Origin of the sequence: Desulfococcus multivorans (assembly GCF_001854245.1) — a bacterium.
GTDB classification, from domain to species: domain Bacteria; phylum Desulfobacterota; class Desulfobacteria; order Desulfobacterales; family Desulfococcaceae; genus Desulfococcus; species Desulfococcus multivorans.
Genome location: NZ_CP015381.1, coordinates 1,996,791 through 2,016,212 on the forward strand (window position 1 = coordinate 1,996,791; position 19,422 = coordinate 2,016,212).

At 56.2% G+C, this 19,422-nt stretch carries 23 protein-coding genes and 1 tRNA gene; 13 read left to right on the forward strand and 11 right to left on the reverse strand.

From position 1 onward, the window contains the following. Window positions 1-67 precede the first annotated feature (67 nt). Entirely contained in the window at window positions 68-1,072 is a 1,005-nt protein-coding gene (locus dmul_RS08695; RefSeq protein ID WP_020875711.1) for a biotin synthase BioB, read from the reverse strand. Between the two features lie 493 nt (window positions 1,073-1,565). On the opposite strand from dmul_RS08695, the gene dmul_RS08700 reads away from it, so the two are divergent. Next, entirely contained in the window at window positions 1,566-1,964 is a 399-nt protein-coding gene (locus tag dmul_RS08700; protein ID WP_020875712.1) for a GatB/YqeY domain-containing protein, read from the forward strand. Window positions 1,965-2,124: 160 nt separating this feature from the next. On the opposite strand, the gene dmul_RS08705 is transcribed toward dmul_RS08700, so the two are convergent. Then, window positions 2,125-4,326, reverse strand: a complete 2,202-nt coding sequence (locus dmul_RS08705) for an acetate--CoA ligase family protein (RefSeq protein ID WP_020875713.1) — start codon at window positions 4,324-4,326, stop codon at window positions 2,125-2,127. 268 nt (window positions 4,327-4,594) lie between these two features. On the opposite strand from dmul_RS08705, the gene trxA reads away from it, so the two are divergent. The 3 genes from trxA (at window position 4,595) to dmul_RS08720 (ending at window position 6,767) form a co-directional block, all read left to right on the forward strand. Then, window positions 4,595-5,053 carry a thioredoxin gene (trxA, locus tag dmul_RS08710; RefSeq protein ID WP_020875714.1) on the forward strand — a complete coding sequence of 153 codons (459 nt, stop codon included), beginning with the start codon at window positions 4,595-4,597 and terminating at the stop codon, window positions 5,051-5,053. A 4-nt stretch (window positions 5,054-5,057) separates the two neighbouring features. After that, complete coding sequence (locus dmul_RS08715) at window positions 5,058-5,981, forward strand: hypothetical protein (protein ID WP_144016406.1); 924 nt, start codon at window positions 5,058-5,060, stop codon at window positions 5,979-5,981. Between the two features lie 102 nt (window positions 5,982-6,083). Then, a complete protein-coding gene (locus tag dmul_RS08720; RefSeq protein ID WP_020875716.1) occupies window positions 6,084-6,767 on the forward strand; it encodes a LolA family protein in 684 nt (227 codons plus the stop codon). 124 nt (window positions 6,768-6,891) lie between these two features. On the opposite strand, the gene dmul_RS08725 is transcribed toward dmul_RS08720, so the two are convergent. Genes dmul_RS08725 through radA form a run of 3 tightly spaced genes read right to left on the reverse strand, consistent with a single transcriptional unit; the run spans window position 6,892 to window position 9,653 of the window. Then, complete coding sequence (locus dmul_RS08725; RefSeq protein ID WP_020875717.1) at window positions 6,892-7,629, reverse strand: YebC/PmpR family DNA-binding transcriptional regulator; 738 nt, start codon at window positions 7,627-7,629, stop codon at window positions 6,892-6,894. Window positions 7,630-7,640: 11 nt separating this feature from the next. Then, window positions 7,641-8,249, reverse strand: a complete 609-nt coding sequence (locus dmul_RS08730; protein WP_020875718.1) for an RlmE family RNA methyltransferase — start codon at window positions 8,247-8,249, stop codon at window positions 7,641-7,643. Window positions 8,250-8,285: 36 nt separating this feature from the next. After that, on the reverse strand, window positions 8,286-9,653 hold the full coding sequence (radA, locus tag dmul_RS08735) for a DNA repair protein RadA (RefSeq protein ID WP_020875719.1): 1,368 nt from the start codon (window positions 9,651-9,653) through the stop codon (window positions 8,286-8,288). A 280-nt stretch (window positions 9,654-9,933) separates the two neighbouring features. Here radA and dmul_RS08740 point away from each other — a divergent pair, with 280 nt between their 5' ends. The 3 genes from dmul_RS08740 to dmul_RS08750 all read left to right on the forward strand — a co-directional run bounded on the left by dmul_RS08740 (window position 9,934) and on the right by dmul_RS08750 (window position 11,197). After that, entirely contained in the window at window positions 9,934-10,812 is an 879-nt protein-coding gene (locus dmul_RS08740; protein WP_020875720.1) for a lytic murein transglycosylase, read from the forward strand. Window positions 10,813-10,814: 2 nt separating this feature from the next. After that, window positions 10,815-11,051, forward strand: a complete 237-nt coding sequence (locus dmul_RS08745) for a PLD nuclease N-terminal domain-containing protein (protein ID WP_020875721.1) — start codon at window positions 10,815-10,817, stop codon at window positions 11,049-11,051. 70 nt (window positions 11,052-11,121) lie between these two features. Then, window positions 11,122-11,197: transfer RNA gene (locus tag dmul_RS08750), tRNA-Glu, on the forward strand. A 195-nt stretch (window positions 11,198-11,392) separates the two neighbouring features. On the opposite strand, the gene dmul_RS08755 is transcribed toward dmul_RS08750, so the two are convergent. The 6 genes from dmul_RS08755 to dmul_RS08780 form a co-directional block, all read right to left on the reverse strand. Next, a complete protein-coding gene (locus dmul_RS08755) occupies window positions 11,393-11,887 on the reverse strand; it encodes a hypothetical protein (protein ID WP_020875723.1) in 495 nt (164 codons plus the stop codon). A gap of 501 nt (window positions 11,888-12,388) precedes the next feature. Then, window positions 12,389-13,048 carry a hypothetical protein gene (locus tag dmul_RS08760; RefSeq protein ID WP_153302751.1) on the reverse strand — a complete coding sequence of 220 codons (660 nt, stop codon included), beginning with the start codon at window positions 13,046-13,048 and terminating at the stop codon, window positions 12,389-12,391. Window positions 13,049-13,327: 279 nt separating this feature from the next. Continuing rightward, on the reverse strand, window positions 13,328-14,071 hold the full coding sequence (locus dmul_RS08765) for a PaaI family thioesterase (RefSeq protein WP_236610081.1): 744 nt from the start codon (window positions 14,069-14,071) through the stop codon (window positions 13,328-13,330). A gap of 132 nt (window positions 14,072-14,203) precedes the next feature. Next, window positions 14,204-14,419, reverse strand: a complete 216-nt coding sequence (locus dmul_RS08770) for a 4Fe-4S dicluster domain-containing protein (RefSeq protein WP_020876443.1) — start codon at window positions 14,417-14,419, stop codon at window positions 14,204-14,206. 72 nt (window positions 14,420-14,491) lie between these two features. Further along, on the reverse strand, window positions 14,492-15,232 hold the full coding sequence (locus tag dmul_RS08775) for an NYN domain-containing protein (RefSeq protein ID WP_020876442.1): 741 nt from the start codon (window positions 15,230-15,232) through the stop codon (window positions 14,492-14,494). A gap of 22 nt (window positions 15,233-15,254) precedes the next feature. Next, window positions 15,255-15,464, reverse strand: a complete 210-nt coding sequence (locus dmul_RS08780) for an adenine nucleotide alpha hydrolase family protein (RefSeq protein ID WP_144016407.1) — start codon at window positions 15,462-15,464, stop codon at window positions 15,255-15,257. A gap of 501 nt (window positions 15,465-15,965) precedes the next feature. On the opposite strand from dmul_RS08780, the gene dmul_RS08785 reads away from it, so the two are divergent. The 6 genes from dmul_RS08785 (at window position 15,966) to dmul_RS08810 (ending at window position 19,406) form a co-directional block, all read left to right on the forward strand. Next, window positions 15,966-16,184 (forward strand): hypothetical protein, encoded by a 219-nt coding sequence (locus tag dmul_RS08785; protein ID WP_020876440.1) that lies wholly within the window; start codon window positions 15,966-15,968, stop codon window positions 16,182-16,184. A gap of 79 nt (window positions 16,185-16,263) precedes the next feature. Then, window positions 16,264-17,376, forward strand: coding sequence for a sulfurtransferase (locus dmul_RS08790; protein WP_020876439.1), 1,113 nt, complete (start codon window positions 16,264-16,266; stop codon window positions 17,374-17,376). A gap of 4 nt (window positions 17,377-17,380) precedes the next feature. Next, complete coding sequence (locus dmul_RS08795; protein ID WP_020876438.1) at window positions 17,381-17,908, forward strand: YeeE/YedE thiosulfate transporter family protein; 528 nt, start codon at window positions 17,381-17,383, stop codon at window positions 17,906-17,908. Then, complete coding sequence (locus dmul_RS08800; protein ID WP_020876437.1) at window positions 17,908-18,450, forward strand: YeeE/YedE thiosulfate transporter family protein; 543 nt, start codon at window positions 17,908-17,910, stop codon at window positions 18,448-18,450. Before dmul_RS08795 ends, dmul_RS08800 begins: the two co-directional genes overlap by 1 nt. Beyond that, window positions 18,437-19,054 (forward strand): hypothetical protein, encoded by a 618-nt coding sequence (locus dmul_RS08805; RefSeq protein WP_020876436.1) that lies wholly within the window; start codon window positions 18,437-18,439, stop codon window positions 19,052-19,054. Before dmul_RS08800 ends, dmul_RS08805 begins: the two co-directional genes overlap by 14 nt. 28 nt (window positions 19,055-19,082) lie before the next feature. Continuing rightward, window positions 19,083-19,406: a phasin family protein gene (locus tag dmul_RS08810; protein ID WP_020876435.1), complete on the forward strand. Its 324-nt coding sequence runs from the start codon at window positions 19,083-19,085 to the stop codon at window positions 19,404-19,406. Window positions 19,407-19,422: the final 16 nt, after the last annotated feature.

A 19,422-nucleotide genomic window follows, 5' to 3' on the forward strand; every position in this document is an offset into this window, starting at 1 on the left:
CCTTTTTTCGGGGTGAAGGCCAACGGGGGGCGGCTCGTCCCAGCCTTCGGTCTCTGTCCTTTTCTTCTCAACCGCCGAAACAGTTGGAGGCCAGGTCAGGGTTCCAGCCCATTTCCACCTGCATCTTTCGGCAGTCCGCGATGTCCCGCCCTCTGCCCTTTCCGGTGTCGGCCTTGGCGTCTCTGGGGCTCGATCCCACCTCGGGGAAGAAAAGATTGGCCCCGGCCGCAAGTGATGCCGTGTGGGGTTCATGGGTGCAGTGGGCCCGGGGGACGTTTGCCATGACAAGTCGGCTTACCGCCACCATCCGCGCCATCTCCTGTTCAGTGATCATGCCGTGTTCCGTCATGGGCGATCCCGGGAAATTGATCCGGCGCATGATGCCGCTGTATACGGCCCCGTAATCCCGGGCCAGGAACATCAGGTCGACGATTTCCTCAGGGTTGTGCTCGGGGCCGACCGGCTCCACGCAGTTCATCCACTTGAGGCCGACATCCTTGAAAACGCTGATGGTGCGGATCCGCTTTTCCGGCGAAAAGGGGGTGTCGCGTCCCTCACCCAGACGCACGGCGTGATAGGCTCCCTCGAACCCTGCCGCGAGAAGGGCCTCGGCTTCCCGGTGGTTGACGTCCCGGGTGTTGGCCACAAGGGGCGTGGCGACGACCTTTTTGATCAGTCGTCCAATGTCCAGAAGTCGATCGAAGGAAAATGTGCCGGTGGTCATGACGTTGAGGGCGTCGGCCCCCTGGGTCTCGGCATCCCTGGCCCAGGTCAGGATTTCCGTTTCGCTGAACGTGACGGTATGGGTGAAGATGCCCGCCCGGCGTGTGAGGGAACAGAATTGGCAGTCAAAGGGACAGGGTTCGATGTTGACGCCGATGTGAAGATGGTTTTCTCCCTTGCCGTTGAACCGTTTCCGGGACATCTCGTCGGCGGTCTGCATCAGTGCATAGGTTTCACGGGTGTGAAGGCCCAGGTTCATCAGTACCAGGGCCTCTTCTCGTCGAATCCCGATGAAGTCGGCCCCTTTTTTCAAAATATCGGCGACATGTGGTGAGATTTTCCAGCTCATGATTTTCCCGGGTTCTGTTGAAGTGATCCGAAGGTGCCGGCGACGGTCATCCCTGGCGGGGGAGAGTCACCGGTGCGGTTCTGCAAGGCCGTGGTGCTTTGCCCTGCGGCCTTTCAGGCGCCGATGACAGCCATCGGGCCGGTCTTGACAAGGGTGTGTGCTGCCGGCTGTGCGACGGAACAGCCTTGAAAGGGTTGCAGCCGTTGTTTCGTCCGTCAAAAATATCTACCCTCAACTTTCGACTTTCACAGGCCGTATCTTTTCGGTCATCGTCATGAAAGTCGAAAATTGAAATCTACCCTTAAATTGACCGCCTGTCAATCGTGTCCATGGATATGGGTCAAGGAGGCGGCACCGGCTCATGAATACCGAAAGTCGAATAATGATCCTCTGGTTCCGGCATCGCCATATTTCCCATTGATGATCCGGGGCGAGTCGTGTACATCGGTGTCTCGACCACGCTCAAACCTGAACAGTCATGAAAGGATGCCATATGCTGCTGCAAGAACAGATCAAGAAGGATTTGATGACGGCGATGAAGGAGAAGGACGATGAAAAAAAGGCGGCTCTCCGCGTCGTGATCGGTGAATTCGGACGGTCGGACAAAAAAATACTCTCCGATGATGATGTGGTGAAGATTTTGAAGCATCTGGTAAAATCCGAGTCGGAAACGTTGACGATGGCGGGCGGCGCTATGGATTCCGCTTTCATCCGGGTCATCGAGGCGTATCTTCCCGCCACGGCTTCCGAAACCGAGATCCGGGATTGGATTTTGGTGAATATCGATTTCTCGAAATACGGGAACAAGATGCAGGCGATGCGCGATATCATGGGGCATTTTGGAGGGAATGCCGACGGCAATCTGGTTCGAAGGATTATAGAATCCCTTTGAGGCGCGGCATCGAAACGGCCGTCCGTTCATGATGGGGGTCGCCGCCGGTCCTGAGACAGACGGCGGTGAGGCTTCCCCGTGCCAGCGCGGCAATCAGCCGTTGTCGTTCCGGTATGGCAGGATCTGAGCGGCGGGCTGTCATCCGAATGGACCGCTAAGGTTAACCGCCGGAAGCATCCGTTCGGTTCAGGTCCAGAAATTCGCGATAACGGGCCATTTTGGCAAAGGCTTTGACGGCCTTTTCCGGTGTCGGATAGACCACGCTTTTGTAAGGTTGACCCGCCACCGGATAGACGGTCCGTTCTTCCTGGTCAAAAGCGAAGCTTACGCCAAAGACCGGCTTTCTGTATACGCCCATGAGTTCGGCGATGCTGTTGATGTACGTTTTCTCGAAGTTGACGATGTTCTGCTCCAGACTGTCGAGAACCGCCCGATCATAGGCGGGATCCGATTTCTTGACCGACTGGACGATCCGGCTGAAAAGGATTTTCCGGCCGATGAGGCCTAGATTGATGACGGCGTCGCAGCCGTCCCACTTCATCAATTCCGTCAGGACCGTCATGGCCACGTTCGGGTCGTACTCTCCCACGATATCGACGGGGTTGGATCGGCTCCAGTAATCGGGGAGAATGTCGTCGAATTTACCAATGATTTCATCCGACAGAAACGGCACCTCGAGATCGAATTCCGCACATAGATCCGATGTCACAACCCCCCATCCGCCGCCGAAGGTCATGATCGCCGCACGGCGTCCCCGGGGCAGGGGCAGGGAGGAAAAGGCCGCGGCAAGGTCCAGTAGGTCCATGGGGAAATCCGCCGTGACGATCCCTGTCTGTCTGCAGACCGCCTCGAAGATGCGGTTGTCCGACGACAGTGCCCCCGTATGGCTTGCGGCGGCACGGCCGCCCACCTCCGTTCGGCCGCCTTTCATCAGGATAATCGGCTTTTTAAGCCCGATTCGACGGGTGCTCTCGAAGAAGCGCCGGCCGTTCTTGACGCTTTCGATATAGAGCATGATGTTTCGGGTGGCCGTATCGATTTCAAAGGCATCCAGATAGTCCTCGACGGTGACCATGGCTTCGTTGCCGGAGCCCGAAAAACAGCGGATGCCGATGCCCTGGTTTTCGGCAAAGGCCAGAAGCTGGGTTCCCATGTTTCCGGACTGGGCAACGACCGCCGTATCCCCGGCATCGGGCCACACGTGACTTCCCGTACAGTAGAGGCGGATATGGGGATTGGAGATACCCATGGTGTTGGGGCCGATGACGAGAATGCCGGCCGCCCGGGCCGCGGCTGTAACGGCTTCCTCGAGGCGCCGTCCGTCCTCGCCCATCTCTGAAAAACCCGAGGTGATGAGCAGCATGTTGGGGATCCCCTTCTCCTGGAGCTGAGGGATGAGGGACATGACTGCCGCCGCCGGAATCGTGACAACGGCCAGGTCGACGGGGCCGGGGATGTCCAGGACCGACGGATAGACCTCGCGTCCCGCGATTCGCCCTCCCCGGGGATTGACAAAATAGATGTCCCCCCCGTACCCGTTGGCGATGGTGGTGCTGGGCAGATTGTGGCCCCATTTGCCGAAACGGGCGGAAGCGCCGACAAAAGCGATGGAACGGGGATGAAAGTATCTGCCCAGAAGCATCGGATCGACCGACGGCTTTGCCTTCGAAGCGGCGGCCCTCGGGCCGAACGCCACGAGCGCGTCGACGGCGCGAATCTCCCCGGTGTCCGTGACGATAAGCGGGTTGATGTCGATCTCCGAAATATTGGGGTGGTCCAGAGCGATTCGGGAAAGCCCCAGGAGCGTTCGGGCCAGTTGTCGCCGGTTGATCGCTTTTTCTCCCCGGAAGCTTCCAAGAATCTTCCGGGCCCGAATCTCGCCGATCATTTGATCGATGTCGGTTTCGGTCAACGGCGCGAGGCGGAAAGTGATATCCCTGAAGGCTTCGGCAAAAACGCCGCCGATGCCGAACATGATGACGGGGCCGAAAAGTTCGTCTCTGAACAGGCCGGCGACCAACTCGCGACGGCCCTGCATCTGGGGCTGTACCAGAAAGCCTTCCAGCGCCGCTCCCGCTTCTGCTGCGATCGCCCGAGCCGCGGCAGCAACCGTCTCCGGCGTGTTGAGGTTCAGATGGACGAGATGTTTCTCCGTTTTATGCAGGAGGGTCTGGCCGAGCCCCTTGAGAACCACCGGAAACCCGGTTTTTCGGGCGGCGTCGACCGCTTCCGCAACATCGGCGGCGGCGACTTCGTCAACGACCGGAACCCCGTAAGCCTTGAGAAGCAGTTTCGACTGATACTCGTTCAATGCCCCTGATTCGGACCGCTCAATCGCATCCGGCAGCTTCGCCATATCCATCTTTTTTCTCCTCTCCATCCATTCCCGTTGATCGAAATCCACAACTGTCGTACGATGCGCCAACCCTGATTGATGCCTGGAGCGACATGCAGAAACGAAGAATAGCGCTATCGGCGGACGGGGGTCAAGCCTTTAAGTGCATTTGTGATTTTAGGATTGATTTTGATGATCCGCATCGCTATGTTCCCTGAAAATGGCTATTTGATCAATCCTCACTGTCGCGAGACTTTGTCGACTGCGGGAAAAACCACAAGGAAAAGAGGCGAACATGCCCCAGCAATCCTATATCATTCGGTGTGGATCGTGCGGAACCCGGAACCGGATTCCCGGAAACCGCGTGGGAGAAACGGCCAGGTGCGGCCGGTGCGGTGCTGCCGTCAACACCCGGGTATTGACCATAGGACACCCTGTCGTCGTGACGGACGCGAATTTTCACGATCGGGTCATCCTGTCCCCGCTCCCGGTTCTGCTGGACTGTTGGGCGCCGTGGTGCGGCCCCTGTCAAATGATGGAACCTTTCATGAACGAGCTGGCTGCGGAATGGAAAGGGCGGATACGGGTGTGCAAGATGAATGTGGATGAGAACCCGAGAACATCCAACCGGTTTCACATCCAGAGTATCCCGACGCTTCTGGTGTTCGACGGCGGACAGCTCAGGAACACCCTTGCCGGAGCGCTTCCCAAACACGGCATCGTGCAGGCCATGTCGCCTTATTTGAGATCGTGAGACCATGATGAACCCATGTGACCGATCCGGTTTTCCGGAACAAAAGTTGGCCGAAAGCGTCAGAAGACTTTTTCGGGAGGGCATTCGGCTCAACGGAGCGGCTTGGCATTTCATCAACTCCACGTTTTGCCATCCGTCGATGAAGGCGCTCGAAAACCTGTTGTCCGACGAAAACAATCCCGAACGGGAACCCCTGTTCGAACTCATCTTCTTTCCCGACATCACGCAGCAGGCTGCATTGGAGGACGAGATTTCGGAGGGCGGTTTTGCCGACGGAGACGAGGCGCGTGTTTTGTCACAACTGACCCGACCCCCCTTGGAAGCCCGTCTCATTGTTCCCGGAGAGCCTGATTTTCTGGCGATACGGGTCCCGGAATGGGCAACAGCAGCTTTTCTGGCGCGGCTCCACATCGGCAAACCTGTCGATGCCCGATTGGCGGAAGCCATAGACCGTTTCGTTCCGGATACCTTGCGGCTCGGGATCCGTGTCGGGCTGAGAAACGCACGGTTCGCCCAGACCGACAAAAACGTCCGGTTTTTATGTCATTTTTTCAAGGAAAGTGCAGGTCTGTGGGATGATTTTTTGGCTGTGGTTGACTATTTGACGGCGTTTCTGGATGAAATCGAGGATGGGATGAATATTTACAAAGCCTTGTCCCATCGCAAAAGAATGCTTTTCCGGCGCCTGGAGGAAGCGCGGCGGTTTGAAAAGCAGCTTGAGCGGCATAATATCGAAACGCTCATGCTTCAGGGCGCGCGTCCACCCCACATCGACAAGGACCAGGTGCGCTGGAAAATGGCCGCCATCGACAGGATCTCCCAAACCGTTTTCGGCAGGATTGAACCGCTCGGTGACGATCCGGTGGAACTGGTACGAATTTCCGACGATTCCTTTGATATCGAAGACATGATCCGGTCGCTGTCGTAACCTCCCAACACCCGGGAAGCGGTTCCGGAAAACCCTGGACGGCACCCGGGAGAAGATCCGGATGCCGCGTTTTTAAAGCCCCTCAGAAGGTATGGAGAAATCATGATGATATTTCGATGGATATTTCTGGCCGTTGTGTTGTCGGGGATACCCGGTGGAGATGCGCTCTGGGCCGCGTCGACATCCAATCCGACTGCTGCGTCCCCGGGCGTGGACCGGATTATGTCCGGCGTCGAGAAAAAATATGCCGGCGACGGATTCGAGGCGCGATTTCATCAGACCTCGACGCTGAAAGCCATGGATATCACGGACACCGCCGAAGGCCGACTGCTCATCAAACGCCCGGACAAAATGCGGTGGGAATATGAAACCCCGGAAAGACAGTTGGTTATCACGAATGACGATACGTTGTGGATCTACAGGCCCGACGATCTTCAGGTCATGCTCGGCAGTGCTCCGGAGTTTTTCAGGGGCGGGAAAGGCGCCGGTTTCCTATCGGACATCCGACGGATCCGAAAGCATTTCGACGTGTTTCTGGAGGACGTTAAGGAAGGGGACCGCTATACCCTCAAACTCGTACCCAAGGATGGGAAACTGGATGTCGTCTCCATTCTCATGACCATATCCGCAACGTCCTTTGAGGTGACGGATGTGACGACCACCAACAGTTACGGCGATCAGACCTATATCCGGTTCGATCGATACCGGTTCAATCTGACGCCGGCGGATGACGATTTTGTGTTCGACATTCCCGAGGGGGCGGATGTGATCCGGTTGGAAGAATAAGAACGCTGCAGCCGGAACCAGGGGCTGAAAATGACGATCGGAGAACCTCGGGACCGCGTCGTCTTCAGCCCCGGTATGCCGTCGATGCGACCACACATCCACCCGAAGGCTTTTGCGGAGTGATTCACCCCACCATATCGTCGGGGATGTCCGCGTTGGTGTAGACCTTCTGCACATCGTCGCAGTCGTCGAGGGCCTCCATCATGAGGATCATTTGTTCGGCTTCCTTGCCCTGAAGCGTTGCGGTGGTCTGGGGCAGCATGGTCACCTCGGCTTCCAGGTAGGGGATCTCAGCGTTTTCAATGGCCGCTTTTACCGCTTCAAAGTCCTCAGGGGCCGTAATAATCTCGAAACAGTCCCCATCTTCGCGAACATCCTCGGCACCGGCATCCAGAGCGACCTCCATCAGGGTTTCCTCGTCGGTGACCGCCTTTTCAATGTTGATGTATCCCTTCTTGTCGAACATCCATGCGACGCATCCGTTTTCACCCAGGTTCCCGCCGCGTTTGGCGAAGATGTGCCGTATATCGGCTACGGCCCGATTTTTGTTGTCCGTGAGAGATTCCACAAGCACCGCCGCACCGCCGGGACCATACCCTTCGTATATCGTCTCTTCGTAGCTGACGCCTTCCAGCTCGCCGGTGCCTTTCTTGATGGCCCGCTCCATGTTGTCTTTGGGCATGTTTTCGGCTTTGGCCGCCGCTATGGCCGTTCGCAATCTGGGATTGGCGTTGATATCGCCTCCCCCCATCCTTGCCGCGACGGTGATTTCCTTGATCAGCTTGGTGAAAAGTTTTCCACGCTTGGCGTCGGCAGCCCCTTTTTTATGTTTTATCGTAGACCATTTGCTGTGTCCTGACATGATCGAACCTCCTATGTTTTCCCCAGACCGATGACAAAGATTTCTTTGCTCGCTTTCCGGCTGCTTTTGGGTTTGAAAATCCTGACGGTGTCAAATTCTCTCCTGACGTTTTCGACAAATGGGTCAAAATCCGATCCCTGAAAGATCTTGCAGGCGAACATTCCCCCTTTTACCAGGTGCTTGCAGGCGATGGAAAGGGCGGACTCGGCCAGACCGGCGGACCGGATCGCGTCGAGAGTCTTGTTGCCGGTCGTGTCGGGCGCCATATCGCTTAACACCACGTCGAACGGGGCGCCAGGCATGTCGTGCAAGGTCTCCGACAGGTTCATCAGGTCGCCGATGTGGGCTGAAGCATTGGATGGGAGCTTCGTCGTGACCGGCTTGAGGTCGATCCCCACCGCCTGACCGCTTTCCCCGATCAACCGGGCCGCATAGATCAACCATGAACCCGGAGCGCATCCCAGGTCCAACACCCGGTTTCCCTTTCGGATCAACCGGGTTTTCTGCTGAATCTCCTGAAGTTTGTAAACCGACCGGGCTGGATAGTTTTCTTTTCTGGCTTTTTGAGTGTAGTGATCGGCCCAGCGATTTTTATCGGATGTCGAAACCCGCCGTTTCATATACCTTACCTTGTCTCAAGTCAAGAATATCCTTGATTAAAATAATGCCTCGACGGCCTGTGTCACCGTCTGGATGCCGACCAGATCGATGCCGGTGACGGCCGTCATGCGGCGAAGGTTGCTTTCAGGCACCAGACAGCGTGAGAACCCCATTTTCCGGATTTCAGACACCCGGGTCTCCACCTGGCTGATGGCCCGAACCTCGCCGGTCAGTCCAACCTCTCCCATGACGATATGACCCTCCGGAACAGGGCGATCCAGAAAACTGGAAGCAATGGCTGCGATGATGCCCATGTCGACGGCCGGCTCGTCGACCCTGACGCCGCCGGCCACGTTCATGAAAATGTCATGCCCCATGAGATGCATCCCCAGTTTTTTTTCCATGACCGCCACCAGCAGGGCAACACGGTTCTGGTCGAGGCCCAGTATGGTCCGCCGGGGCGTCCCGAAACTGGTGCTGCTGGCCAGGGCCTGGAGTTCAACCAGAATGGGGCGCGTTCCTTCCATACAGGCCGTAACCACCGACCCCGGGGCCTGCTCGGGGCGCTCGGAAAGGAAGACTGCCGAAGGGTTGGCGACCTCTTCGAGCCCCTGCTCCTTCATTTCGAACACGCCGATCTCATTGGTTGATCCGAATCGATTCTTCACGGCCCGCAACACCCGGAAGACATGGCTCCGATCCCCTTCAAAGTAGAGAACCGTATCGACCATATGTTCCAGAAGCCGGGGGCCGGCGATGGCACCTTCTTTCGTCACATGGCCCACGATGAATGTCGGAATGCCGCTCTTTTTGGCCATGATCATGATGCGCATGGCCGATTCCCGGACCTGGGCGACGCTTCCCGGCGCTGAGGGGAGGTCGCTGTTGAACATGGTCTGGATGGAATCGATGACCAGAACATCGGGCTTTTCGCTCGAGACCATCTGCAGGATGGTATCGAGGTCGACCTCGGAGACGACGAACAGCCGGTTCGATATCGTCTTCAGACGTTTGCTTCTCAATCGGATCTGTTTGACGGACTCTTCTCCGGAGACATAGAGGACCTTGGCATCCTGTCGGGCCAGACCGTAGAGCGCCTGGAGCATCAGGGTCGATTTTCCGATGCCGGGATCGCCGCCGATCAAGACGAGAGATCCGGGCACCAGGCCGCCGCCCAACACCCTGTCGAACTCCCCGATACCGGTTTGGATGCGACATTCGTCCTCCAGAATTACCGCATCGATGGATACCGGCCCGGTGTCGCCCGGGATTGCCCGGCGCTTAGTCCCGGCAGAAGCGGCATTGTATTGAACCTCCTCCGCAAGGGTATCCCAATTGCCGCAGTCCGGACATTTTCCGAGCCATTTGGGGCTCTGAAAGCCGCAGGTTCGGCAGACAAAGACCAGCTTTCCCCGTTTTTTCATGATTCAGTTCCATTCCTGTGATCGCAAGGGTTTTGCAAGGCCTTCGACCGGTGTAACGCGATAAGGGAAAACAGTTGTGGTTGCAGCGGCTCAGGCGGCATCCGGTTTCACATTCTCCAAAGAATCGGCCCGTCGACATTGGGTTGACAGGATAAAGCATAACATGCCATTTAACCCCTATCAAGAAGCGTCCGCGGGATTTCAACCCGTGCGTCCCGGGTTCGGGGGGACCGGCGTACTTTGGAAAGGCGGTCATACATAAACCATAAGGAGCGGTCATTTGAAGCGATACGGCCTTCATGGGCGACGAACGATGGCGTTCGGGGTTTTTCTGGTGGTGTTGTTGGGATGTCTGGAGACGAACGGCTTCGGGGCATCCATTGATTATTTCGGTTCTGTGCGGCAGCGACTGGTGACGGACGGCTTTGACGCGGCTCGTGTCAATGCCCTTTACCGTGATCCCAAGGCGGCGTTCGAGGTTCGGGGCATATCCATGTACTTTGTCCACAGCGAAGGCCGGCTCAACTATGATCAGTTTCTCGATCCGGCGATGATTCGGAAAGCCAGACGCTACATGACGCTCCACCGGGAAACTCTGGAGACGGCGGAGCGGGACTTCGGGGTCGACCCAGGCGTCATCACGGCCATCCTGCTGGTGGAGACCCGGTTGGGGACCTATGTGGGGAACCGGCGCGTCATCAACACCTTTTCCACCATGGCGGCGCTGTCGGACAGCGCCGTAAGAGACGCGCTCTGGAATGCCATATCCGGAAATACCGCGCTTTCCAGGGACGCCTTCGAAGCCAAGGCCCTTCGGAAATCATCATGGGCCTATGACGAATTGAAGTCATTTCTACGCTACACACGGCGGTACAACATCGATCCGCTCAGCGTCAAGGGCTCTTATGCCGGTGCCTTGGGTTACTGCCAGTTTTTACCGAGCAATATTCTCAAGCTGGGGCGGGACGGCAACCGTGACGGCCACCTGGACCTGTTTGACCATGCCGACGCAATCGCCAGCGTCGCCAGTTACCTGAAACACCACGGCTGGCGGCCGGGTCTTTCGGATCAAAAAGCCGCCGATGTCGTCTACACTTACAATCACAGTCGGTATTATGTCAACACCGTGTTGAAAATTACCAAAAAACTCGAAGGATAACAATGGATACCGTAACCTTTGTCGTCGTTGTCGGCGTTCTTTTCTACATGCTGACCTGCTGGGCCATCATCGATATCGCTCTGAAGGATTTTTCGTCGTTGCCCGTAAAGGCCGCCTGGGGATTTACAGCCTTTATTCCGTTTATCGGGTGGCTGATCTATTTTGCCTTCGGGGCTAAAAAGGGAATGCGGCGGAAAAAGTCGTCAAAAAAAAACGATCCAGTGGAAAATAATGTTTGACAAACTATCGCCGATTCGCTACAAGGCCAAGGTCTTTGAGAGCGATTTGTCGATGCGCTCAATCAATGACGGCCCCATCGTCTAGCGGTCTAGGACGCTGGCCTCTCACGCCAGAAACACGGGTTCGAGTCCCGTTGGGGTCACCAGAACAAAATCAATGGCCTTGCTGATTTTCAGCAAGGCCATTTTTATCGGGTGAGAGCCTATATCGACTTTCGTGATGTTGAGCGGAAGGCGCTGAAGATGAATAGGTTTTTCAACCGGAAAATTCCGGTGTTTCCGACGCAATGGATTCAAACAACAGCACCGGGGTCAGGGCATGGGGTTGTGTCGGATGAATATCAGACGGCTGTGTATAATCCTTCACCGACGGCCTTGATCTTTCCGGATTTTTTGAGGCGGTAGACGATGTTGTAGAGTTTTTCCCTCTGGAAGCCGGTATCCTTTTGAAGATCGTCGAGAGAGACGACGTCTCCGACGGCCTGCATATGCAAATAGACCGTTTGGGTGGCCGACTGTTGTCTGGTTTTCGGTTGACCGGGTTTCGACGGTTTGGATTTTCGGGGCTGCCTTCTCGCCTCCTTTTGGAGGTCGCCTCCCGGTACAACAGCCTCACTCGGCGCTTCAGCCGTTTTCGACGCCTCGGCCTCATCTTTCGTCGGTTCACTTTGAGCCGCCGTCTTTTGCCTGCCGGCGGTCGATTTTTCATTTTCTTTATCCGACGTGTATTGCCTGCGCACATGTTCTTCCAACTGATCCGCAGCAGCCTCGATGACCTTGGCCAGCGCCTTCATGCTCAGGGAGACAGCCTTGGTGAATTCCTCAAATTCTTTCATTGAATATCCTTTTTCAATCCATTAACTCAACTTTCGACTCTCATAGGCCGGTGCCGGGAGGATACGGCCCGCGCCCCACGCGATTTCGTTCAAGTGCCGCTAAAGCTTGCTCCGGGCGGCCCGGAAACTCGCTTGCGCTCAAACAGTCCGGACCGCTGATCCGCCGCGGCGCTTAAGCGGCACTAAAACTCACCGCTGAAGGCGCCCGGACCGTATCCTCCCGGCACCGCTTTCCGGTCACGTCATGAAAGTCGAAAGTTGAGTCCATTAAAATATCAGGTTCAGTTTCCTCTCATTTGAAATCTCATATATCAGATAATCCGGCAAAACAAGCCTATTTTCGTGTTGGGAACGCATCTGAAATGTCCCTTCGGTCTTCGGTCTTCAGTCTCGAAAGGCTGGAGGCCGAAGGGGTGCCCATGCCGAACCGGGCCCCTGGGGGGCCCTTCATCAAAGGTTGCGTCGGGCGGATATGAAAAACTGAGGGGTTGTGGCGGACATTCAGGCGGGCGACTTTCGAAGATCCGTGATGTGGGATTTCAGTTCGGCAATCTCCTTTTCCATCTGCGCTGATGTTTGTTCGTGCTTCTTGAGTTCCTCTTCCTTGAGGGAGAAGGCGGTGCGGCACTCCTCGAGCGCTTTGACGGTTTCCGAGAGGGTCTTGTCCCGGGCGGCGAGGCGGTTACGGCTCTCCTCGAGCGCTTTTGTCGCTTCCGTTATCTTCTTTTTCTGATCTGCAATACATGCCGTCCTTTCCGCGAGTGTACGGCTCAGCGCCGCAATCCGGTCTTTGTCGGCATCGTTCAGCTGTTTAAGGCCGTCGAGACGCACCGACTGCTCGGCGACGGTTTTCCGATGCTCCTCGGAAATGCATCTTTGTGAGGAGACCTCGGCAGTCAAGGCCTCGATCCGTTGTGCCAGGTTCGAGGCCTCTTTTTGGAGAGCGCGGTGGTCCGAATGGGGGACCATGCCCAACGTCGCCATCAAGGATCGTATCGGATCTTTTCCATCATCGCATGGATGGACGGTATCCGTCAGCCAAGGGGCCAATCGGATAACGGCCTGAAACTGCTTTTCAACATAATCCATCAAGGTTTTTCCAGTGTTATACCACGCCGCCGTTTCCTCGATAGCCAGGTCTGTTATCTTTGCGAACATCATATTCTCCTGTTTTCTTCAAAATCCACAATATTTCGGGCCGCGTGTTTCAATTTGCGAACGCAGCTCGTGATGTCGACCGGGAAGCGGCCGAAGGTTGAGTCGCTGAAGTATGACACAGCTTCCATCGCCAAACAAGGAAAATATTGCAACGCACAAAACAGACAACGGCTTGATAAATACAAAACAAATGTCGTTATTTATTTCGGATATGGTTGCATTGCATCAAAAATGATTCGATATCGGACGTGCCGACTTTGCCGGAGGCGAAGCCTGGCGTGTTTATGGATTCAGGCGTTGTCCTGCGGACGCGGCTTCCGCAATAAAGGCATCTGCGAGGCGAATGAGCTCTTCCTCGTCTACGATTTCCACATTATCCGCGGAGCGAACCTCGCCGTTGAGGATCAGAACGGTGCGTGGGTATCCGTGGCCGCCGAAATATTCGGTCATTTTTTCGTGTTCAGTCGAGATGAACCGCATTTTTTCCTGCTGCACCGTCATTTGAAAGAGCGGCATGCGTTCCGTAGCAAGCCGCCGGATAAAGGCCGGCAGGCGCGGTCGCTGTCGTTCCGTGCAGTCGGAGCACCATGCGGCGACAATGTTCAGAACGAAGGTCTCGCCCATAGAGAGCCGTTGGCTGACATTTTCGGGTGTAAGCTCCGGAATGAATACCGGATCGACATCTGGCCGTTTCATGATTTTAAAAATGGATGAGAACGCCAGGACCGGCTGTTTTTCGTCGTCAATAACGAGGGCTTCTCCCCGGAATTTTCGGCCGTCTATCTGATGAATCTCCGCTTTTGCCGTGACGGTGCCCTTTTCAACCGGGCGAAGAAATTTTGTTTCAAGGGATGCGGTCACAAAAGGTGTTTCCGGCGGGACGATACTCTTCAAGGCCATGACCACTGCCGTGTCCGCAAGGCTCACCAGGGCGCCGCCGTGCATGAATCCTCCGCCCTGGGCGAGATCGAAGCCGAAAGGCATGGACAGAATCGCTTTCCCCCAGGCGGCGCTGGTGATGTTCATGTTCAGGAATCTCTCGAAGGGCGCGCACGAGATCCATTGGTTCAGTCTGATCTCATGAGGGCCGGTCGATCGGATCGGTTCAAACCGATTTTTTTGAGGACATAGTTCCTGATTCGAATCGCTCATAACTCCTCAATTGCAGACGCTGTGAACGATGGCGTTTTCGGGGCAGACCTCAACGCACGTACAGCATCCAATACAGTTATCGATGTCGGCTGGAAGACTCTTGCCGTCCTTCAGTTCATAAACGTCCGAAGGGCAGGATTCCATACATTGTCCGTCGCCTTTGCACGCGTCGTAGTCCACATGAATGGTGACGTCCGAACCCTGCCATGTAAATGTCGTCATCTGTTATGATCTCCTTTCACTGCTCTTTGCGACGCACCGGCAGCCGGAACGGCAGGCCGTCCGCCGGGACGCCTATTTTTTTCGACGGTCCCTGATGTAAACAGCGGTGGCGTGTCCGTTGCCGACATCCCGCTCTTCGATCTGGAAAAGTCTTGTTGCGGCAACGAGCTCACCCAGTTTTTTGTATCCGTAGTTTCGGGGATCGAACTCGGAGGCTTGTTTTGCAATATTACTCCCGACAGCGGCCAGATGAGCCCATCCGTTTTCGTCCGAAGACGCCTCCACCGCGTTTCTCAGCAGCGTGACAAGCTTGGTGTCCTGCTTGAGTTCGCCGGTGGTCTTGCGCTGGATGGTTTCGGCATCGTCGTCCTTGGCTCTGAGCACTTCCGTGAAAATGAACTTGTCGCATGCCGCTACAAAAGCTTCGGGGGTTTTTTTTTCACCGAACCCGAAGACGATCAATCCGGCCTCCCGGATCCGCGAGGCCAGCTTTGTGAAATCGCTGTCGCTCGACACGATGCAGAATCCGTCGAAGCGGCTGGTATACAACAGGTCCATGGCATCGATGATCATGGCGCTGTCAGTGGCGTTTTTCCCGGAAGTATATCGGAACTGCTGGATCGGCTGAATGGAATATCTCAGCAGTACTTCTTTCCATCCTTTGAGATCCGGGCTCGTCCAGTCGCCGTAGATCCTTTTGACGTTCGCGGTGCCGTATTTGGCGATTTCGATGAGAAGTTCTTCAATGATGGCGGGCTGGGCATTCTCCGCGTCGATCAGGACAGCCAGTTTTTCGGTTTTGTCGTCGGTCATGATGCTCCTTGAGGTGTTGGGTTCAGGTCTGCGACAAGGCAAACATCCGTCGAAATCCCCATCTTGAGAGGGTGGATACGGCATGATACGGCATTCGATTGACGGGCATGACCATCTGGATTACGATCAGCTTGGCATGAAATGTCCGTGCCGGGGTATCGGCGGCTTCAACGGCCTTCATGGAAAACTCGCTGAAATCGATGGGACAAAGCATCTTTTTGGATGAAAACATGGCGGTCACCATAATGAAAGCCGAAAGTTGATGCATATATTTACGTAGAGCCATAAGTGAAAATATGCAAATATGAACATCGCGTCTTTTTTGCATGCGCTCCGGTGAAGGGATGTGATATGTTTATCGTCAACGCTTCGATACCGTGGCGATCATGTCCAATCTACATGGGAAAATGCAAAAAAGCAAATTGCGGACGACGAAATTTTCCGGGGTATCCGGTAAAAGAGCCGTCGTCCGGTTGACGGTCGATAGAACGCTTCCGATACCGGAGCGAGTCGGGTCGAAGGTGCCGAAGGGCATCAAACCAGACCCTAAAGCGTGATGCATGTGTAACCATTAATTGTTGGACGGTTTCGCAAAGCAGTGGCGATCAGGGCTTGCGAGCGGGGATGCCGGGTATCCAATCCACATCCGGCTTTCACGATGTTGATTGGAAGGCGATGAATGCGCTGAACCCAGAGATCGGGCTTTTGTGGAACCGCCGAGATTGGAGGGTTTATGGATACCACCCATTTTTACGAAATTATCGCCACCAATGCCAGAATTGGAGACTGCTACGAAATCGTCTTCAAAGGGAACCCTACAAAATTCAAAGGGATTCCAATTCCTTCCCGTGAGACGGATGACAAATTCGTGTTTCAGGTACAGGAGCCGCCGGCCCGAAAAGGCATGATGGAGGCCGAGTTCAATGACATCGAATCCATGAAAAAATGTTAGACGACAGGCCGTTCGAAAGCAACCCTTTCATGTGCCGGTAGTTCTTTTCGGGAGACCCCAAAAATAAGAGGATACAGGAATGAACCGTAAAAACAGCGCAAGGCATATCATCATCCCGATCATTCTTCTGTCGGCTTTGGTCTGGTCATTGTCTCAGGCCTTGGGGAGCGGGTCGGGAGGGGCATATCCGAACGCCCGGTTCATCGTTTCGGCCGACTGGCTGAAACAGCACCTGGCGGATGAGGGGCTCGTGATCGTGGACGTTCGGGGAGACAAATATTTCGACGGCACCGTGATTCCCGGTGCCGTTCGGCTTCCCTGGTCGGAATTCCGCTACGACGACATCGATGAAAATCTGGGTGAAAAATTTGCAGGCCCGGACAAAGCCCAACAGGTTCTGGGAAAATACGGCATCACGCGGTCAGACACGGTCCTCCTTTATGATTCGGTCGAACGGGACGGGGGTGCCACCGCCTCCTACATCTTCTGGGTTCTGGATCTGTTGGGGCACGAACGGATGATGCTCCTGGACGGCGGTATCGACGGGTGGCGGGCAGCCGGTTTCGAAACGGCCAAGGCGCCGATTCGACGGGATCCCGTGCTTTACCAGGCGCCGTCGGGTGAGATGAAGCCGTGGGTCCTGGCCGACGGCGAGTTCGTATATCGGCGGCTCGGGGACCCCATGTACCAGATCATCGATGTCCGTTCCCGGGAGGAGTACATTGGAGAAAAGGGATCCCTGGATCTCAGGGGAGAACCGCTCAAGCTCGGCCACATTCCCACCGCGGTCAACGTGGACTACCGTTTAAACTGGGTGGATGAAGAGCACAAAAAGCTGAAGCCGTATGCCGACCTCCGGAAGCTTTACCGAGGTCTCGATTCGAATCGTGCCGTCATTGTTTATTGCGATTCGGGTCGCCGAGGCTCGTTCGGTTATTTTGTCATGCGGGTTATGGGTATTCAGCCGGTGATGTCCTATGAAGCCTCATGGAAGGAATGGGGGGTCCCGGACCGCTTCTATCCGGTGGAACTGGTCGAACGTCGGTTTGGGAGCGATACGCTTCCCGGCGCCTCGGAAACGGCCGTGGGTGAAGGACGCCGAGTCCGTTCGGAGGCCGGATCCGGGGATGCCGATTCCCGTCTTCCCGCTTCCGGCTCGCCCAAGGGCGGTTATGTTTCCTGCGGAGGATGAGGATATGGAAAAGCACGATAAAACGGATTACTGGAATTGGCTGCCGGCCTCCTTCGCGCTTGCCGGTATCATCGTTTTCATTTTCGCCACGTTTGGTCCGCCGGCCTCCTCCAGTGGCTTCGTCAGCCTGCTCAAGGGGATTCTGCAATCGGTCGCTCCGGGATATGTCGGGACCAAGGCCCACTATCAAATGTTGCCGGGCCCCGACTCCTGGGTATTCGCCTTCGTTCTGGGCATGGCGATCGGCGGTTTCATTGCCGGCCGAACCCTGGACATTCCCGTCCGGGATGTACCCGAGATCTGGGAACGGCGTTTCGGCCCCAGCCGGATCAAGCGCTACGCCGCAACGTTTATCGGCGGATTCCTGATTCTTTTCGCTTCCCGCATGGCCGGCGGCTGTACATTGGGGCTCTTTATCTCGGGGTCTACGCAGCTTGCCGTCAGCGGACTCTACTTTGGCGTGCTGATCTTTGCCGTTGCCATGCTCACCGCGCGTCTTGTTTACGGAAATACGGGAAAGGAGGGCACGTAATGACCAAGATTCTGCTGGGGCTGTTTTCAGGAATCGCTTTTGGTTTCGTAATCCAGCGGGTCGGTGCCACCAGTGCGGACAAGATGGCCAGGGCACACCTGATGATGGAATCCGACATCCCGAAATTCATGCTGACAGCGGTCATTATTTCCGCTGTCGGATTGTATGGTCTCCAAACGGCGGGTGTCGGAAGAACCCTCATCCTGCCCACCAGTCTCGTGGCCACCGGGCTTGCAGCCGTGATATTCGGTATCGGCTGGGGCCTGTGCGGGTACTGCCCCGGAACGGCCTGGGCCGCGGTGGGCGAAGGCCGGATCGATGCCGTGTTCGCCTTCCTGGGAGGACTTGCCGGTGCCGCGGTCTTTGCACACTTTCACGAATACCTCGTGCCGGTGCTTTATGATCCCACCAACTTCGGCCGTATCACCCTGGTGGACGGCATACCGGTGAGGCCGGTTGCCGTCTTCCTTCTCGTGGCGGTGTTTACCGGCGCCGTCTGGGCCGTCGATCGGTTGTGGGGGCGTCGCGATGCCGTTCGGTAAAGGGTCGGCTTTCAGGGGTTGGGTTCTGATTGTTGCCCTCGCAACCCTGGGGTGCGATGCCGATGGACCCTCCCCGGGCAACCGTCTCAGGGTTCCCCGGGGATATGTCGACCGCCTTGAGATTCGGCTGGACGGAAGGGTGGTGACATTCGGACCGTTTGTCGGATACTATTTCGCTCCCGACGACCCGCAGGACCTCAGCCGCCTGCGGTTCGTCTGCTTCAACGAAAGGCGTTTCTATACCCGGGATCTGGTGGAAAATGCGTTGCTCTTCACCGGCGAGGCCCGCCTGACCACGTTGCCCGATACAGGGGGCGACATCCCTTCCACGGGCCGGATATCGCCGATATTTTTCCCGGAGGCGCCCAAGGCCTGGCTGGATACCCGGCCTGAACCCGCCGAGGAATGGGTCCATTTCCATTCCGGTTACGATGCCCGGGGTGCGGTGCTCACGGGATATTGGCTTCGGCACGTCGGCGCGGCCGAATTCACCTATGACATGGGGGGACGGGTCGGCGCCGGGAGCCCCCTCTACCATCGGGTTTCCAGAGGCCCGGATCTCGGGTTCGGCCGGATTGTGGAATTCGACCGCGGCCCTTCCTAAAACAACAATCAACGATGGAGGTTTCTACATGCTCGAGGATATCAAGAAGGGATTGATGACGGGGCTGGGTGCGGTTCTGTTGACCAAGGAAAAAATAGAGGAGAGCGTCGACAAACTGGTCAAAGAGTCCAAAATCAAGGAAGAGGATGCCCGGAAGCTGATCGAGGAACTGGCGGGGACCGGCCAGAAGCAGGCTAAAAAAGTGGAAACGGATGTCAGCGATTTCTTCAAAAAGACATTGAGCGGCATGAACGTCGCACGAAAGGACGAGATCGTCGACCTCAAGCGCCGGATCGATGCGCTCGAGGTTCGTCTTTCGGTTCTGGAAGGCCGGGAGGGTGAAGGCGCGTAAATTCCCCTGGGATAGC

Bases quoted from the DNA above. Each gene is read 5' to 3' on its own strand.
- dmul_RS08695 (WP_020875711.1), bottom strand. From the start codon at position 1,072: ATGAGCTGGAAAATCTCACCACATGTCGCCGATATTTTGAAAAAAGGG.
- dmul_RS08700 (WP_020875712.1), top strand. From the start codon at position 1,566: ATGCTGCTGCAAGAACAGATCAAGAAGGATTTGATGACGGCGATGAAG.
- dmul_RS08705 (WP_020875713.1), bottom strand. From the start codon at position 4,326: ATGGATATGGCGAAGCTGCCGGATGCGATTGAGCGGTCCGAATCAGGG.
- trxA (WP_020875714.1), top strand. From the start codon at position 4,595: ATGCCCCAGCAATCCTATATCATTCGGTGTGGATCGTGCGGAACCCGG.
- dmul_RS08715 (WP_144016406.1), top strand. From the start codon at position 5,058: ATGATGAACCCATGTGACCGATCCGGTTTTCCGGAACAAAAGTTGGCC.
- dmul_RS08720 (WP_020875716.1), top strand. From the start codon at position 6,084: ATGATGATATTTCGATGGATATTTCTGGCCGTTGTGTTGTCGGGGATA.
- dmul_RS08725 (WP_020875717.1), bottom strand. From the start codon at position 7,629: ATGTCAGGACACAGCAAATGGTCTACGATAAAACATAAAAAAGGGGCT.
- dmul_RS08730 (WP_020875718.1), bottom strand. From the start codon at position 8,249: ATGAAACGGCGGGTTTCGACATCCGATAAAAATCGCTGGGCCGATCAC.
- radA (WP_020875719.1), bottom strand. From the start codon at position 9,653: ATGAAAAAACGGGGAAAGCTGGTCTTTGTCTGCCGAACCTGCGGCTTT.
- dmul_RS08745 (WP_020875721.1), top strand. From the start codon at position 10,815: ATGGATACCGTAACCTTTGTCGTCGTTGTCGGCGTTCTTTTCTACATG.
- dmul_RS08755 (WP_020875723.1), bottom strand. From the start codon at position 11,887: ATGAAAGAATTTGAGGAATTCACCAAGGCTGTCTCCCTGAGCATGAAG.
- dmul_RS08760 (WP_153302751.1), bottom strand. From the start codon at position 13,048: ATGATGTTCGCAAAGATAACAGACCTGGCTATCGAGGAAACGGCGGCG.
- dmul_RS08765 (WP_236610081.1), bottom strand. From the start codon at position 14,071: ATGAACATCACCAGCGCCGCCTGGGGGAAAGCGATTCTGTCCATGCCT.
- dmul_RS08770 (WP_020876443.1), bottom strand. From the start codon at position 14,419: ATGACGACATTTACATGGCAGGGTTCGGACGTCACCATTCATGTGGAC.
- dmul_RS08775 (WP_020876442.1), bottom strand. From the start codon at position 15,232: ATGACCGACGACAAAACCGAAAAACTGGCTGTCCTGATCGACGCGGAG.
- dmul_RS08780 (WP_144016407.1), bottom strand. From the start codon at position 15,464: ATGTTTTCATCCAAAAAGATGCTTTGTCCCATCGATTTCAGCGAGTTT.
- dmul_RS08785 (WP_020876440.1), top strand. From the start codon at position 15,966: ATGGATACCACCCATTTTTACGAAATTATCGCCACCAATGCCAGAATT.
- dmul_RS08790 (WP_020876439.1), top strand. From the start codon at position 16,264: ATGAACCGTAAAAACAGCGCAAGGCATATCATCATCCCGATCATTCTT.
- dmul_RS08795 (WP_020876438.1), top strand. From the start codon at position 17,381: ATGGAAAAGCACGATAAAACGGATTACTGGAATTGGCTGCCGGCCTCC.
- dmul_RS08800 (WP_020876437.1), top strand. From the start codon at position 17,908: ATGACCAAGATTCTGCTGGGGCTGTTTTCAGGAATCGCTTTTGGTTTC.
- dmul_RS08805 (WP_020876436.1), top strand. From the start codon at position 18,437: ATGCCGTTCGGTAAAGGGTCGGCTTTCAGGGGTTGGGTTCTGATTGTT.
- dmul_RS08810 (WP_020876435.1), top strand. From the start codon at position 19,083: ATGCTCGAGGATATCAAGAAGGGATTGATGACGGGGCTGGGTGCGGTT.